At 59.8% G+C, this 14,123-nt stretch carries 13 protein-coding genes; 8 read left to right on the top strand and 5 right to left on the bottom strand.

Annotated features, from left to right (window positions below; translation table 11 throughout):
• Positions 1-19: 19 nt before the first annotated feature.
• The 3 genes from ACYZTS_RS05150 to ACYZTS_RS05140 are packed head-to-tail and all read left to right on the top strand — an operon-like array spanning position 20 to position 2,936.
• Entirely contained in the window at positions 20-976 is a 957-nt protein-coding gene (locus ACYZTS_RS05150; RefSeq protein ID WP_461994492.1) for a glycosyltransferase family protein, read from the top strand.
• Between the two features lie 55 nt (positions 977-1,031).
• Positions 1,032-1,793 carry a glycosyltransferase family 2 protein gene (locus ACYZTS_RS05145; protein WP_461994490.1) on the top strand — a complete coding sequence of 254 codons (762 nt, stop codon included), beginning with the start codon at positions 1,032-1,034 and terminating at the stop codon, positions 1,791-1,793.
• 48 nt (positions 1,794-1,841) lie between these two features.
• Positions 1,842-2,936, top strand: a complete 1,095-nt coding sequence (locus ACYZTS_RS05140) for a glycosyltransferase (protein WP_028623984.1) — start codon at positions 1,842-1,844, stop codon at positions 2,934-2,936.
• Here ACYZTS_RS05140 and ACYZTS_RS05135 read toward each other — a convergent pair.
• A complete protein-coding gene (locus tag ACYZTS_RS05135; RefSeq protein WP_461994488.1) occupies positions 2,931-3,497 on the bottom strand; it encodes a BUD32 family EKC/KEOPS complex subunit in 567 nt (188 codons plus the stop codon). The two genes, ACYZTS_RS05140 and ACYZTS_RS05135, sit on opposite strands and share 6 nt — an antisense overlap.
• A 148-nt stretch (positions 3,498-3,645) precedes the next feature.
• Here ACYZTS_RS05135 and ACYZTS_RS05130 point away from each other — a divergent pair, with 148 nt between their 5' ends.
• The 3 genes from ACYZTS_RS05130 (at position 3,646) to hldE (ending at position 8,256) form a co-directional block, all read left to right on the top strand.
• The gene (locus tag ACYZTS_RS05130) at positions 3,646-4,818 is read left to right on the top strand and encodes an O-antigen ligase family protein (protein WP_461994486.1); all 1,173 of its coding nucleotides are present in this window, start codon (positions 3,646-3,648) and stop codon (positions 4,816-4,818) included.
• 15 nt (positions 4,819-4,833) lie between these two features.
• A complete protein-coding gene (gene msbA, locus ACYZTS_RS05125; protein WP_028623981.1) occupies positions 4,834-6,642 on the top strand; it encodes a lipid A export permease/ATP-binding protein MsbA in 1,809 nt (602 codons plus the stop codon).
• Between the two features lie 192 nt (positions 6,643-6,834).
• The gene (hldE, locus tag ACYZTS_RS05120) at positions 6,835-8,256 is read left to right on the top strand and encodes a bifunctional D-glycero-beta-D-manno-heptose-7-phosphate kinase/D-glycero-beta-D-manno-heptose 1-phosphate adenylyltransferase HldE (RefSeq protein WP_461994484.1); all 1,422 of its coding nucleotides are present in this window, start codon (positions 6,835-6,837) and stop codon (positions 8,254-8,256) included.
• Positions 8,257-8,319: 63 nt separating this feature from the next.
• Here hldE and ACYZTS_RS05115 read toward each other — a convergent pair whose 3' ends face one another.
• The 4 genes from ACYZTS_RS05115 to ACYZTS_RS05100 all read right to left on the bottom strand — a co-directional run bounded on the left by ACYZTS_RS05115 (position 8,320) and on the right by ACYZTS_RS05100 (position 11,812).
• The gene (locus ACYZTS_RS05115; protein WP_028623979.1) at positions 8,320-9,288 is read right to left on the bottom strand and encodes a hypothetical protein; all 969 of its coding nucleotides are present in this window, start codon (positions 9,286-9,288) and stop codon (positions 8,320-8,322) included.
• A 32-nt stretch (positions 9,289-9,320) separates the two neighbouring features.
• Complete coding sequence (locus tag ACYZTS_RS05110) at positions 9,321-10,133, bottom strand: aldo/keto reductase (protein WP_461994482.1); 813 nt, start codon at positions 10,131-10,133, stop codon at positions 9,321-9,323.
• Positions 10,130-11,305, bottom strand: a complete 1,176-nt coding sequence (locus ACYZTS_RS05105) for an NAD(P)/FAD-dependent oxidoreductase (RefSeq protein WP_461994480.1) — start codon at positions 11,303-11,305, stop codon at positions 10,130-10,132. The genes ACYZTS_RS05110 and ACYZTS_RS05105 overlap by 4 nt, the downstream gene beginning before the upstream one ends.
• A gap of 174 nt (positions 11,306-11,479) precedes the next feature.
• Complete coding sequence (locus tag ACYZTS_RS05100; protein ID WP_028623976.1) at positions 11,480-11,812, bottom strand: DMT family transporter; 333 nt, start codon at positions 11,810-11,812, stop codon at positions 11,480-11,482.
• A gap of 103 nt (positions 11,813-11,915) precedes the next feature.
• On the opposite strand from ACYZTS_RS05100, the gene ACYZTS_RS05095 reads away from it, so the two are divergent.
• Both ACYZTS_RS05095 and waaA read left to right on the top strand, forming a co-directional pair.
• Entirely contained in the window at positions 11,916-12,812 is an 897-nt protein-coding gene (locus ACYZTS_RS05095) for a LysR family transcriptional regulator (RefSeq protein WP_461994478.1), read from the top strand.
• 11 nt (positions 12,813-12,823) lie between these two features.
• Positions 12,824-14,095, top strand: coding sequence for a lipid IV(A) 3-deoxy-D-manno-octulosonic acid transferase (gene waaA / locus ACYZTS_RS05090; RefSeq protein ID WP_461994476.1), 1,272 nt, complete (start codon positions 12,824-12,826; stop codon positions 14,093-14,095).
• Positions 14,096-14,123 lie beyond the last annotated feature (28 nt).

Genomic DNA, 14,123 nt, shown 5'->3' with positions numbered 1-14,123 from the left:
AGCTGAAGCAGGGAAGACGATGAAAGTTTTATTTCTGGTCCAGAAAGATCAGCGAGCCATTCTCGACCGCTTGTACGAAGGCGTTGCCGCGCACTGCGAATGCGAGATGCGCTGGCTCGGCAGTGAGGAGCAACGCAACCTGCGTGGCTACTTCCGTCGTGAGGTCGACCTGTCGCGCTATGACCGCATCGTTTTCTTTCTGCGCTTCAAGCAGGAGATTCGCCAGGCCGGGTTCATTCGGACAATCCCCAATCTGGTGATTCTCGAGCACGACGCCTACCAGAACTACATTCCCTGCAAGTACGCCGGCAAGTTCAGCGCGCATTATCGGCGTATGCCGTGGGCCCGAATCATCACCTCCGGTTTCGTGGTTGGCGAACGCTTGCGCGCAGAAGGGTTTGACGCCGTGTTCGTTCCCAAGGGCTATGACCAGGCGTTGTTGCAGGACCAGGGCCGCGAGCGCGATATCGAACTGGCGTTTGTAGGCAGCACCAGTAGCGCCGCCTACAGCGCTCGCAAGGCATTGCTTGATGAGTTGGCACGTGTCGAACCCTTGGTGGTCACCCGCACCAATTCAGGTGACGAGTACCGCGACACGCTCAACCGCATACGCTTTTTTGTCAGCGCGGATGTCGGCATGGGCGAGTTCATGATCAAGAATTTCGAAGCCATGGCTTGCGGCTGTGTGTTGCTCGCCTATGATCAGGGCGCGGCAGAAAGTAATGCATTGGGCCTGGAGGATATGCACAACGTGGTGTTCTATCAGGACATTGCACAACTCCAGGAAAAGCTGCGCAGGTTACGCGCGGATCCGCAGCTGGCTGAGCGTATTGCGTGCAACGGTCGTGACCTGGCAGTCAGCCAGTTCAGCTTTGCACGTATCGGTCAGCGGATCGTTGAGGAACTCGAGCCGGCATTGCGTGCGCGTGCGCCGTTGAGTTTCCTGCAGACAGTTCGCCTTAATCTGGGCATTTGACAAGGTTCACTCGGCGATTGATATTGCTGCCGACTTCGACTTTATTGAGAATCAGGTGCAATTTTCCCAACAAAGCAACATTACATTGGTGGTCACCAGTTGTGGCCGGCTGGATTTGCTCAAGGCGACGCTCGAGAGCTTTGATCGATTCAATACGGCTGCCATTCGTGAGGTGTTCATCACCGAAGATGCCGGCGACGAGGGCGTTCGCTCGATCATTCCCGCTCACTGGAAGGATCATTGCACGGTATTCGTCAATCGCCCGAAGCTGGGTCAACTGGCATCCATCGACCTGGCCTATGAACACGTCAAGACGCCGTACATCTTCCATTGCGAAGACGACTGGCAGTTCTACCGCTGGGGGTTCGTCGAAGACTCCATGACCATTCTCGATGCGCGTGAGGAGATTCTCCAAGTCTGGCTTCGCAACTATATTTACGACTTGAAGGTGCACAGCCCCTACATTCATCGTGGAGCAAGGGAAGTCATCGGCGGCGTGGCCTGCTACCCGCTGATCTCCGAAAAACCGGAATGGCAGGGGTTCTCGCTCAATCCCGGGTTGCGCCGACTCAAGGAGTATCGTTTGTGTGCCCCGTTCTCCGCGCACGGTGGCGAGAAAGCGCTCTCGCAACGCTATGCACAGCTCAACCTGAACGCCGTAACGCTCGAGGCTGACGCCGTTTTGCATACCGGTTTCGGTGAGCACGTGCAAACGCCTGCCGAGCGGCAACGCAAGGCGCGCCGCAGTCGTCGCGAACAGATCAGGTCCGCATTATTTTTGTTGCTGGGAGTCTGCATTGGCTGGTTTATCAACTAGGTGCACCGCAGCTCGTTTGCAGATTTCCAGACATTGGCTCCCCCGCCTATGAGTATTCTCAACGTCATGTGGGCCGGCGGAGCGCCGTTTGCCTCGATTCACAAGGTGCATCAGCAGATATTGTCCCAGGCGGACCCTTCCATGCCGATCAAGACCTGGTTGCTGCAGGGTTCGGCGGCCGGTTGCGGCGGCAATGTTGATGAAGCCAAGGAGTGGAAGCTGTCATCCGCCCGATTGAAGGGACGCCATTTCTGGCGCTTGACCAGACCCTGGATGCTGGCCAGGTTCCACAAGGCTTTGAAGGACAGCGATGCGCGCGTGCTGCTGATTGACGGCTTGGGTGTTGCGCGCATCTTGTTGCCTTTACTCCAAGCGCTGCCGCATATCCGCGCCGTGGTGATTTTTCACGGGTCGTCACGACTCTATCCGGCTGACCCGGCGCTCTTTCACAGACTTGCGCCTGGCCAACTCACCCTCGCTGCGGTATCGAATACGCTTGCAGCTTCGTTGAGCCAGGAGCTGCAAATGCCGGTCAAGACGCTGCGTAGCGCGTTTGATCCTGTGGCCTTTCGCGCGGCCGCACTTTCTCGACAGCAAGCCCGGAGTCGGTTGGGGTTGCCCCAGGATGGCTCGCCGGTGCTGGGTGCGGTGGGGCGTCTGGTCGCGGAAAAAGGCTTCGGCTGCCTGCTCGACGCTTTTGCCGCAGCGCTACAGGAGCGTCCCGATCTGCGACTGGTGATCATTGGCGAAGGGTCGGCGCGAGCCGCGCTTGAAGCGCGCGTCGAGCAACAGGGCTTGCGCAGTAGCGTCTCGTTGCCGGGCCATCTGGACGACGCAGCGCTACTTTACCGGGCGTTTGACTGGGTAGCGATTCCATCGTTGAGCGAAGGGTTGGGGCTGATCATGCAGGAGGCGGTCATGGCGGGCGTTCCCGTGCTGGCCAGCGAGCTGCCGGTATTTCGCGAACAACTGGCCAGTGCCGGCTGGTATGCCCCGATTGACGATGTGCGTGGCTGGAGCGATGCCATCGTCAATGCCTTCAGCGTTTCCCCTGAACAAATCGCCGCCGATCAATACAGGGTGCTGGCTCCCGAGGACGCCTGGCTGCGTTTCAGTCAGGACGCCCGTGCATTGCTTTCATGATGCCAGCACTGCCCTTTCCAATGCTTGCATTGGAAAGGTGTCGTTCAGCTTCTCCCGTGCAATATAGCGAGCGAAGTGTTGCAAGTTGCGCTTGACCAGGCGCTTGGGTAAAGGTCCTCGGAAGAAGCGCATATCCGCTACATCAATCAGGCCCATTTGGTTGTCCGGTGTGACCACGATGTTGCCCAGATGCAGGGAGCGGAAATAGATCCCCGACTGGTGCAGCCGGTGTATCAACCCGGTCAGGGCCGGCAGCACCTGTTGCCAGTCGAAACCCTGTTTTTCGGAGAGCTGTCGCAGGGTCTCCCCGGCCAGGGGGCGGTAGAGCACAGCGGTCATGCCTGGAGCCGGCAGTCGATGAAACCGCAGCACTTGCAAGGTCGGCACGCCGCGCGTTTGCAGTTTGGCAACATTGTCGATAAAGCGTTTCGAATACGGACGAAACAGCGCTGATGAGAAAAGACGCTTGCGCCGAAACACTTTGAGCATATTCCCATCCTGTAACAGGTAGACTTTCGGCCCAAAGCCGTCGGCCTCCAGTATTCTTGCGCCTTCAATCATCTGATCCAGTGCGACTTGCGGAAGGCGGGAGCATTGCATCGTAGAGAAGCCTTGTTGAAATGGCGGGGCACAGTAGCAGGCAATGATGCCGAAAAGTTTCGGCTTTAACCATCCGGGTTATCGGGTGGACTCTCTCAGGAGCAATCTGATGCACGAAACACGCTGGGCGCAAACATGGATGACGGTGGGGTTGTTGTGGTTTCTGCTGGCCATCGCACTAGCGCCTACGAACAAGGTTTTTCAGCAAGGGCTTATCGCCTTGCTCTGGTTGCCGGCCCTGGTGTTTTGCTGGTCGGCGCGGGTCCGGGTCGTGGAATTGCTCCGTGAGCAACGCTGGATTTATTTGCCGATGCTCGGGTTGCTGATCTGGTCGCTGATCAGTCTTTCATGGACGAATACTGAAGAACCCAGTCGTGAAGCCAAGCGTCTGCTCTACATCATGCTGTTCTTGCTGTTTTTTCCAGTGTTTGCCAATGGCCGCTCCGAGCGGGTGATTCGCGTCATGCAATGGGGCGGCATCGGGTTGGCGGTCACGGCATTGATGGCCATTATCCGGTTTTACGGGATCAATCAGAACGGCTGGGTTGCGCGCGTCGAAGGATTAGGCGAGTTGTCGCATCCGATTCTGGGCGGATATGTCATCGGTCTGGCCGCCGTCTGGCTGCTCCATTGGGTGCCACGCTCACGCTGGATGCAGGTGGGCTGGGTGATAGCGCTGAGCTTCCTGTGCGTGTTCGTGATGCTCAGCCAGAGTCGAGGCGCGGCGTTGGCGCTGCTGCTCACGGTCCTTGCGATGCCGATCTGGTGTCGCGACAAGCGCAGCCGGGTCATTGCCGTCTCTGCGTTGGTGGTGGCAATGCTGGCTTTCTGGGTGCTCGAACCTCTGGTCCTGGCGCGTGGCGTGTCCTATCGCCCGCAGATCCTGGTCGCTAGTTTGCAGATGATTAGCGAGCATCCGTGGCTCGGACTCGGTCTCGGCGGCAACTACAAGGTGTTCGCTGACAGTGTGTACTTCGATCACTCGCACAACCTGTTCACCCATGTGGCCATCGAGTTGGGGCTGCCGGGGCTGTTGTTGTGGTGCACGGTGTGGCTGGCGGTGCTGCGCGAGGCCTGGAAAGCCAGGGAAACGATTTATGCGCAAGGCGTTATCGGCATCTGGTTGTTTTCCTCGCTGGCCCTGCAATTCGATGCCGCCAACCTGACCGGAACACCCCGGCCCGAATGGTTTATCACTTGGCTGCCCGTGGGCCTGGCCAGCGTTTTGGTCTGGGTGCGGGTCAAGCCCAATGCTTGTGATAAAATTCCGCGTTCTACCTAACCAGTGAGCTCTACGATGAGTGACGCACCGCCCAAAGCGGGACAGGATTCCAGCCTGAAAATTTATTTTCGGCTGTTGGGGTATGTAAAGCCCTATGTTGGCCTTTTCCTCCTGAGTATCGTGGGCTTCGTGATCTTTGCCTCCACCCAGCCAATGCTGGCGGGGATTCTCAAGTATTTTGTCGATGGTTTGAGCAACCCGGAAGCCGTGCTCTTCCCCAACGTGCCCTATTTGAAAGACCTGCAGCTGCTGATGGCGGTGCCGCTGCTGATCATCCTGATTGCCGCATGGCAGGGCCTTGGGTCTTTTTTGGGTAATTACTATCTGGCGAAAGTCTCGCTGGGGTTGGTGCACGATCTGCGCGTCGAACTGTTCAACAAGTTGCTGGTGCTGCCCAACCGTTATTTCGACACCCATAATTCAGGGCACCTGATTTCACGCATCACTTTCAACGTGACCATGGTTACCGGCGCCGCTACTGACGCCATCAAAGTGGTTATCCGCGAAGGGCTGACCGTGGTGTTCCTGTTTGCCTACCTGGTGTGGATGAACTGGAAGCTGACGCTGGTGATGCTGGCAATTCTGCCGGTGATCGCGTTCATGGTCGGCAATACCAGCAAGAAATTTCGTAAGCAGAGCAAGAAAATCCAGGTGGCCATGGGCGACGTGACTCACGTCGCGTCTGAGACTATTCAGGGTTATCGCGTGGTGCGCAGTTTCGGTGGCGAAGGCTACGAACAGCAGCGTTTTGCCAACGCCAGCCACAGCAACACCGACAAACAGCTTCGGATGACCAAGACGGGAGCGATCTACACCCCGATGCTGCAATTGGTGATTTATACCGCCATGGCGGTGCTGATGTTCCTTGTGCTGTTCCTGCGCGGCGATGCGACTGCCGGTGACCTGGTGGCCTACATCACCGCAGCCGGCCTGTTACCCAAGCCAATTCGGCAACTGTCGGAAGTCAGTTCGACAATTCAGAAAGGCGTCGCCGGCGCAGAAAGTATTTTCGAGCAGCTGGACGTCGAACCCGAAGTTGATAAGGGTACTGTCGAGAAAGATCGGGTCAGTGGACATCTGGAAGTCCGCAACTTGAGCTTCACTTACCCTGGAACAGAACGTGAAGTGCTGAAAAACATCAGCTTCACAGCGGCGCCGGGGCAGATGATTGCGCTGGTAGGGCGCTCCGGCAGTGGCAAGTCGACACTGGCCGCGCTGATTCCGCGTTTTTATCATCACGAAATCGGCGAGATTTTGCTCGATAACGTGGAAATCGAAGACTATCGCCTGCGCAATCTGCGGCGCCATGTCGCTCAGGTGACCCAACACGTCACGCTGTTCAATGACACGGTCGCCAATAACATTGCCTATGGAGACCTGGCCGGCGCACCGCGTGAGGACATCGAGAAAGCCGCTGCAGACGCCAATGCGATGGACTTTATCGCTCAGCTGCCACAAGGGCTGGACACGGATGTCGGCGAGAACGGCGTATTGCTGTCCGGCGGCCAGCGCCAGCGTCTGGCGATTGCCCGGGCACTGCTGAAAAACGCCCCGCTGCTGATTCTTGATGAAGCCACATCCGCCCTGGATACAGAGTCTGAGCGCCACATCCAGGCGGCGCTGGACAAGGTCATGAAAGGTCGCACAACACTGGTTATTGCGCACCGCCTGTCTACCATCGAGAAGGCTGACCTGATCCTGGTCATGGATCACGGTGAAATCGTCGAGCGGGGTACCCATGCTCAACTGCTGGCCGAGGGCGGTTACTATTCGCGCTTGCACGCCATGGGTCTGGACGAACCTGCTCCGCACGGCATCACCTGATTGCCGCTGCGGCATGCTGAACGGCTTTCCGCGTCGCTAAAAACATCCGGTGTACCCTGAGGTACCCGGGTGTCCTTGTCTGAACGTGAACATTTACACTTCTTGACTCCAGCCCGGTAAAGCCGCTGCGCAAGCTCTGGCCAACCCTGTGCTAATATCGCGGCCCTGTTCATTTTGTATGTGGGTTGCTCCATGAAGTTGTCCATGCCGCGATTCGATCAAGCCCCTGTCTTGGTGGTCGGCGATGTCATGCTCGACCGTTACTGGCATGGTGGTACCTCGCGGATTTCCCCTGAGGCACCTGTTCCGGTGGTCAAGGTCGAGCAAATCGAGGACCGCCCGGGCGGTGCCGCCAACGTTGCGTTGAACATTGCCGCTCTCGGCGCACCTGCCTCCCTGGTCGGCGTGACCGGCGACGATGAAGCCGCCGACAGTCTGGTCAATAGCCTCAACGGCGCCGGCGTACGGGCTCTTTTTCAGCGCATTGCGCATCAGCCAACCATCGTCAAGCTGCGGGTCATGAGCCGGCACCAGCAACTGCTGCGTATCGACTTCGAAGAACCCTTTGCCACCGACGCGCTGGCGTTAGCCGAGCAGGTCGACGAGCTGCTCGAAGGCATCAAGGTGCTGGTGCTGTCCGATTACGGCAAAGGCGCGCTGAAGAATCACCAGGTACTGATTCAGGCCGCCCGTGCCCGGGGCATTCCGGTACTGGCCGACCCCAAGGGCAAGGATTTCTCGATCTACCGGGGCGCCAGCCTGATTACGCCAAACCTCAGCGAATTCGAAACCATCGTCGGCGGTTGCGCCGACGAGCACGACCTCGTGAGCAAGGGTGCGCAGCTGATGCAGGACCTGGATCTCGGCGCTTTGCTGGTGACCCGCGGCGAGCACGGCATGACCCTGCTGCGCCCGGACCATCCGGCGCTGCATTTGCCAGCGCGCGCACGCGAAGTGTTCGACGTGACAGGTGCCGGTGACACGGTGATTTCCACCCTCGCTGCCGCCATCGCCGCAGGTGAAGAATTGCCGCACGCGGTGGCCCTGGCCAATCTGGCAGCGGGCATCGTTGTTGGCAAACTCGGTACAGCGGCCATCAGCGCCCCGGAGCTGCGTCGCGCCATCCAGCGTGAAGAAGGTTCCGAGCGCGGCGTGCTGGGCCTCGAACAACTGCTGCTGGCGGTCGACGATGCGCGTGCGCACAAAGAGCGGATCGTCTTCACCAACGGTTGTTTCGACATCCTGCACGCCGGCCACGTAACCTACCTCGAGCAAGCACGGGCCCAGGGCGACCGTCTGATTGTCGCGGTCAATGACGATGCGTCGGTCAGCCGTCTGAAAGGGCCGGGCCGTCCGATCAACAGCGTTGACCGCCGCATGGCTGTACTTGCAGGTCTGGGTGCGGTGGACTGGGTGATCAGCTTTGCTGAAGGCACACCTGAAAACCTGCTCCGCGAGGTCAAGCCGGATGTGCTGGTGAAGGGTGGCGACTACGGTATCGATCAAGTGGTCGGCGCGGACATCGTCAGCGCTTATGGCGGGGTCGTAAAAGTGCTGGGGTTGGTGGAAAACAGCTCGACCACGGCAATTGTCGAAAAAATCCGCAAGTCGTAGTCGCTGTTCCGGCATCACCTGAATCGTAAAATCAAGATCGTCCGAATGGACGATCTTTTGCTTTCAAGGGCTGACCTTTTTTCGCGGTACGATTTTCTTCAGCAGTTGCTTCGCTTTCCCGCCTAATCGGGCTAACCCGGAATTTTTCCCCGGCGGGCTCAGACCTTGCTGCCGCACCCAATCCTTCCAGCGAATCCGCTCGTCGCGCACCAGCCAACCCTCCTGCCGGGAAAAACTTTCCGCCAGGTACAAGCCGCGGGTACTCGCCGGATAGAGCTGATCTTTTTTCAACGTATACAGTTCGGCCATCGGCTGACCGTCGTGCAGTGGCATCAGATACAGATCGGGGCGCTTGCGATCCAGTCGGGTCACCAGTTGATCACCTTCAAGTCGTTCGTCAACATGGAACAGACTCAGGGATTTGGCTTCTTTCGGCACTTCGAGGCGCAAGTCATAGATCAATTGCAGCGAAGCAGTCGGCAAGTGCACATACGCCCACGGACGCTCCAGCAGTTGCAATTGGCCGCAGCGTACCGGCCTCGGCGCGCCGGACAGCGGGGTCAGACGAAACGGCAGCGCCTCGCGATAGTGAAGCGCCGAAGCATAGGGTGCCGGCAGCCAGGTATCGTTGAAGCGCCCGCCGAGCCAGCCCTCCGGGGTTTCCAGCATGCATTCTTCAGCAATTTCCTGAATTGCGGTGTGTAGCGGCAGGTTCAGTTCGTGGGCCGGCACGTACCCGGAGATCAGCTTGAGCACCACATCGCCACGGTCTTGCCGGCGCTGGCGCACCAGAATCCAGTAATCGCGGTTCTGCCAATGCAGGGTAAGTCGCACCGACACCCCAAGATTGGCCAGCTCAAGCGTGAACCGTTCAGGGTCGTCGACGGAGACCGGGCGGCGGCGTTGCAGGGTTTGCGCGAAATTGAGCGGCATCCCGATGCTCTGATAACTCAAGCCTTCGGGAGTCGCTTCGACAGATAACGGCAGGGTCTTGAAGTTGCTCGGATTCTTTCTGATGAGCGTGCGCGGCATGTCGGCTCCTGCTTAAGGCCGCGTGGGCGGCATCAGTTTCTACGTAGGACGTTGGCAACGGTCGCGACGTTGTGGGCGAGGTGCAGCGGATTGATGGTGCCGACAATAGCACTGGCAATACCCGGATGTTCAAACAACAGCTCGAAGCTGGCGCGCACCGGATCGACGCCCGGGCTCAGGCAGACATGGCCGCTGGCGAGGGCTTTTTTCACCAGGATGGCTTTGCCGTGTGCAGCAGCATAGTCAATGACCGGCTTCTCGCTCTGTTCGTTCAGATTGTAGGTGACCATCGCGCAATCACCTTGCTCCAGAGCCTTCAGACCACCTTCGACGGTTTTTCCGGAGAAACCGAAACCGCGGATTTTGCCTTCGGCCTTGAGTGCGGCGAGGGTCGCGTAAACTTCGCAGCCTTCAAGAATCGCCAGATCGTTGCCGTGGGAGTGCACCAGTACCAGGTCGATAAAATCCGTTTCCAGACGTTGCAGACTGCGCTCCACGGAGAGGCGAGTGTGCGCGGCGCTGAAATCATGGCTCGATTGACCGTCAACAAACTCTTCGCCGACCTTGCTGACGATCACCCAGTCCTGACGCTGGCCACGCAGTAACGGGCCGAGGCGTTCTTCGCTTTGACCGTAGGCCGGCGCAGTGTCGATCAGGTTGATGCCCAGGTTGCGGGCAAACGTGAGCAGCATGCGTGCTTCTTCGTCATCGGGGATCTTGAAACCGTTAGGGTATTTCACGCCCTGGTCACGGCCGAGTTTGACCGTGCCCAGGCCCAGCGGTGAAACCGAAAGGCCAGTGCTGCCCAGCGGGCGATGCAGTTCGTGCAGTGTCGGTTGGCTCATGGCAGCAGTTGCTCCCAGGCGGGCACACCCATCGGTGGTTTTGGCAAGTCGGGCAGGGGCGCGGCCTGGCTCGGCTGGATGCCGTCGCGCTCAAGGCTGGCGATAACGCGATCGGCAAAGTCCGGTGCCAGCGCCAGTTTGGTCGGCCAGCCAACCAGCAGTCGGCCTTCTTCGGCCAGAAAAGCATTGTCCGGGCGGGTCAGGCCGGTTTGCAGCGGTTCGGCACGATCCACACGCAATGTCGCCCACTGCGCTGTGCTCAGGTCGATCCAGGGCAATAATTGGCCGAGCTCTTTCTGCGCCGTGGCAATTTGCTCGGCCGGTTGACGGTTGACCCCGTCGGTTTCGGCGATGTCACCGCCGAGGTACCAGACCCATTGGCCATCAGCCGCCGGATGCGTGGTAATGGTGATGCGCGGTTTGGTCCCGCCGCCCAGGCAGTGGGCATACAGCGGTTTGAGGCCGGGGCCTTTGGCAATGATCATGTGCAGCGGCCGGCGTTGCATGGCCGGGCGGCTGATGCCGAGGGTTTCGAGCAAAGTCGCTGTGCCGGCGCCGGCGCTGATGACGATGCGTTGCGCGCGAATCTCGTGCTCATCGACTTTCAGTCCGACCAGTTTTCCACCTTCGAGCAACGGTTCGATGCTGTGACCGGCGAGCAAACCGTCGCCCGCCAGATCGGCCAGCCGCTGGATCAGGCTCGGCACGTCCACGACCAGTTCCGCCAGTCGATAGACCTTGCCCTTGAAGCGCTTGTCTTGCAGGGCCGGCGGCAGTTGGTCACCTTTGACCTGATCGACACGGCCACGCACGGCCTTGCTGGCGAAGAAACTGGTGAGGTTGCCGGCGAGTGTGCCGGGGGACCACAGGTAATGGGCATCGGACAACAGGCGCACGCCGGACAGGTCCAGCTCGCCGTCGCCAGCCAAGGCTTCACGCCAGCGCCGTGGCATGTCGGCGATGGCTTCCGAAGCGCCGGTCAGCGCGCCGTGCAGCGCGTATTTGGCGCCACCGTGGATGATGCCCTGAGACTTCATGCTCTGCCCGCCACCGAGTGTGGCGCTTTCCACCAGCACGGTCGAAAACCCTTGGCGGCGCAGGCGCGCATTCAGCCAGAGGCCGGCGACACCAGCGCCGACAATTAGAACGTCGGTGGAAATAACAGATGGCATGCAGCGACCTCAGTGTTCAAGACGAGGGCGCAGTATACAGATTCGAAGTTTGCAGCGGCCGATGGACCTGTAGGAGTGAGCCTGCTCGCGATAGCGGTATACCCAGCAACAAATGCGTCGATTGGTAAACCGATATCGCGAGCAGGCTCACTCCCACTGATAGCAGTTCGGGCTTTAATGCCCTGCGGTTTTCGAGAACAGCTGGATGACGACGACGCCCAATACGATCAGCGCCATCCCCAGCATCGCCGGCACGTCCAGTTTCTGCCCGTAAATGAACAGCGCCGCGACGCTGACCATCACGATCCCCAAGCCGGCCCACACCGCGTAAGCCACGCCCACCGGTACGGTGCGAACCACCAGGGTAAGCATCCAGAAGGCAATGCCATAACCGACAATGACCAGAATCAGCGGCAATGGCGTGCTGAATCCTTTGACGGCTTTCATCGAAACTGTCGCGATCACTTCGGCGCAGATGGCAATGGCCAGGTAGTAATAAGCGGTCATAGAGGCATCCTCGTGTGAAGTGTTGCTGATGAGGTCGGCATTTTAGAGATTCCCTGGATGCGGTAAAGTCATTACCTATCTGATTCGAAGATGGGTGGTGCGCATGCAGTGGAATCTTGAACAGCTACGCCTGTTCGTCAGCGTCGCGGAACGTCGCTCGTTTTCGGCGGTGGCGCGCGATCAGCGTAAAGCGCAATCAGCGGTCAGCAGCGCAATTGCATTGCTTGAAGCGGATCTGGGCGTGGGCCTGTTCGAGCGCAGCAGCGGTCGTCAGCCAAGGCTGACCGAGGCGGGCACTGCCTTGCTCGACGAGGCGCGGGAAGTGCTCCGCCAGTGCGAGCGCCTCAATGGTCGGGCGCTGGCGATGATGCGCGGCCAAGAGGCTCGCCTGCGGGTGGCGCAGGACGAAGCGATGCCGTATCAGCCGATCATCGAGAGCTTCGAGGCGCTGGCCGATAAATTTCCCAGCCTGGAGGTGCAACTGACCAGCGCCGCGCAGGGCGATGTGGCACGCAAACTGGTGGAGCGCAGGGCGGATCTGGGCTTGCTGTTCTATCACGACCAGATTTCCGAAGCGCTGGAGCGACGAGTGCTCGGCAGCGTCGAGATGGTCACAGTGTGCGGCGTGGGCCATCCGCTGGCGCAACAGCACAAGGTGGACCGTCAGCAACTGGCGCAACACCGGCAATTGCTGATGTCCACACAGTCCAGCGTCTACCCCGGCAGCGAGCCCGCTAGCCCGCAGGTATGGCGGGCTGACAGTTTTTACGTGATGGCCGAGTGGCTAGTGCGTGGCCTCGGTTGGGCGTGGTTGCCACGGCACGTTGTGCAATACCCGGCGTATCAGGGGCAGATGGTCGAACTGGACAGCGAATGGACGCCGCCGGCGCTGATCGTCGAACTGGTGTGGCGCCGTGATGAGCCCTTGGGTCCGGCCGCCCGTTGGCTGGCGGAACGTTTTGCCGTGCACTTGCAGGCGATCGGTGAGAAAAGCCGATAAACTCCGCCGCCATGAATAGAACTCTCTACACCGCGCTGTTTTACCTGGGGCTGCCATTGGTAGCGATTCGGCTGTGGCTGCGAGCGCGCAAAGCGCCGGCGTACGCCAAGCGCGTCGGCGAACGGTTTTCCCTCGGCTTGCCGACGATGCAATCTGGCGGCATCTGGGTGCACGCGGTGTCCGTGGGCGAGAGCATTGCGGCCGCGCCGATGATTCGCGCCTTGCTGCAACGCTATCCGGCGCTGCCCATGACCGTGACGTGCATGACCCCGACGGGCTCGGAGCGCATCCAGGCACTGTTCGCCAACGAGCCACGGATTCAGCATTGCTACCTGCCGTATGACTTGCCGTGCGCAGCGGCGCGGTTTCTCGATCGGGTCCAGCCGAAACTGGCCGTGATCATGGAAACCGAGCTGTGGCCCAACCATATCCATCAGTGCGCCAAGCGAGGTATTCCGGTCGCGCTGGCCAATGCGCGATTGTCCGAACGTTCGGCCAAAGGTTATGGGCGCTTCAGAAAGCTGACCGGGCCGATGCTCGCCGAGATGAGCCTGTTTGCCGTGCAAACCGAGGCGGAGGCCCAGCGTTTCCGCCATTTGGGCGCTCGTGCGGAAACTGTCGAAGTCACCGGCTCGATCAAATTCGACCTGACCATCGACCCGCAACTGCTCGAGCGCGCCGCCGTGTTGCGCGGGCAATGGCAGGCGCAAGACCGTCCGGTCTGGATCGCCGCGAGTACCCACGACGGCGAAGACGAAGTGGCGCTGGCGGCTCATCGGCGCTTGTTGGCGGATCATCCCGATGCGTTGCTGATTCTGGTGCCGCGCCATCCCGAGCGTTTCAACGCCGTGTTCGAGTTATGCCAGCAACAGGGGTTCGCCACGGTGCGTCGGTCTTCCAGCGAGGCAGTAACTGCCAGCACTTCGGTGATGCTGGGCGACACCATGGGCGAGTTGCTGTTTCTCTATGCCTTGGCCGATATCGCATTTGTCGGTGGAAGCCTGGTGGCCAATGGCGGGCATAACCTGCTGGAACCGGCGGCACTGGCCAAACCGGTGCTGAGCGGGCCGCACCTGTTCAACTTCCTCGAAATCGCAGCGCAGTTGCGCAGCGCCGGAGCATTACAGGAAGTGGACGATGCCGAAAGCCTGGCGCTGGCGGTGCAGCGGCTGTTCGAACTGCCGCGCGATGCGCAGCGGATGGCGGAGGCGGGGTTGCAGGTGATGCGGCGTAATCAGGGCGCGTTGCAGCGCTTGCTGGATGGGTTAGGGCGTTTGATCTGAAACACTGTGGCGAGGGGATTTATCCCCG

The sequence above is a fragment of the Pseudomonas sp. TMB3-21 genome, assembly GCF_054898145.1.
The sequence above is the reverse complement of the archived record's forward strand: the minus strand, read 5'-3'. Positions and strand labels throughout refer to the sequence as shown.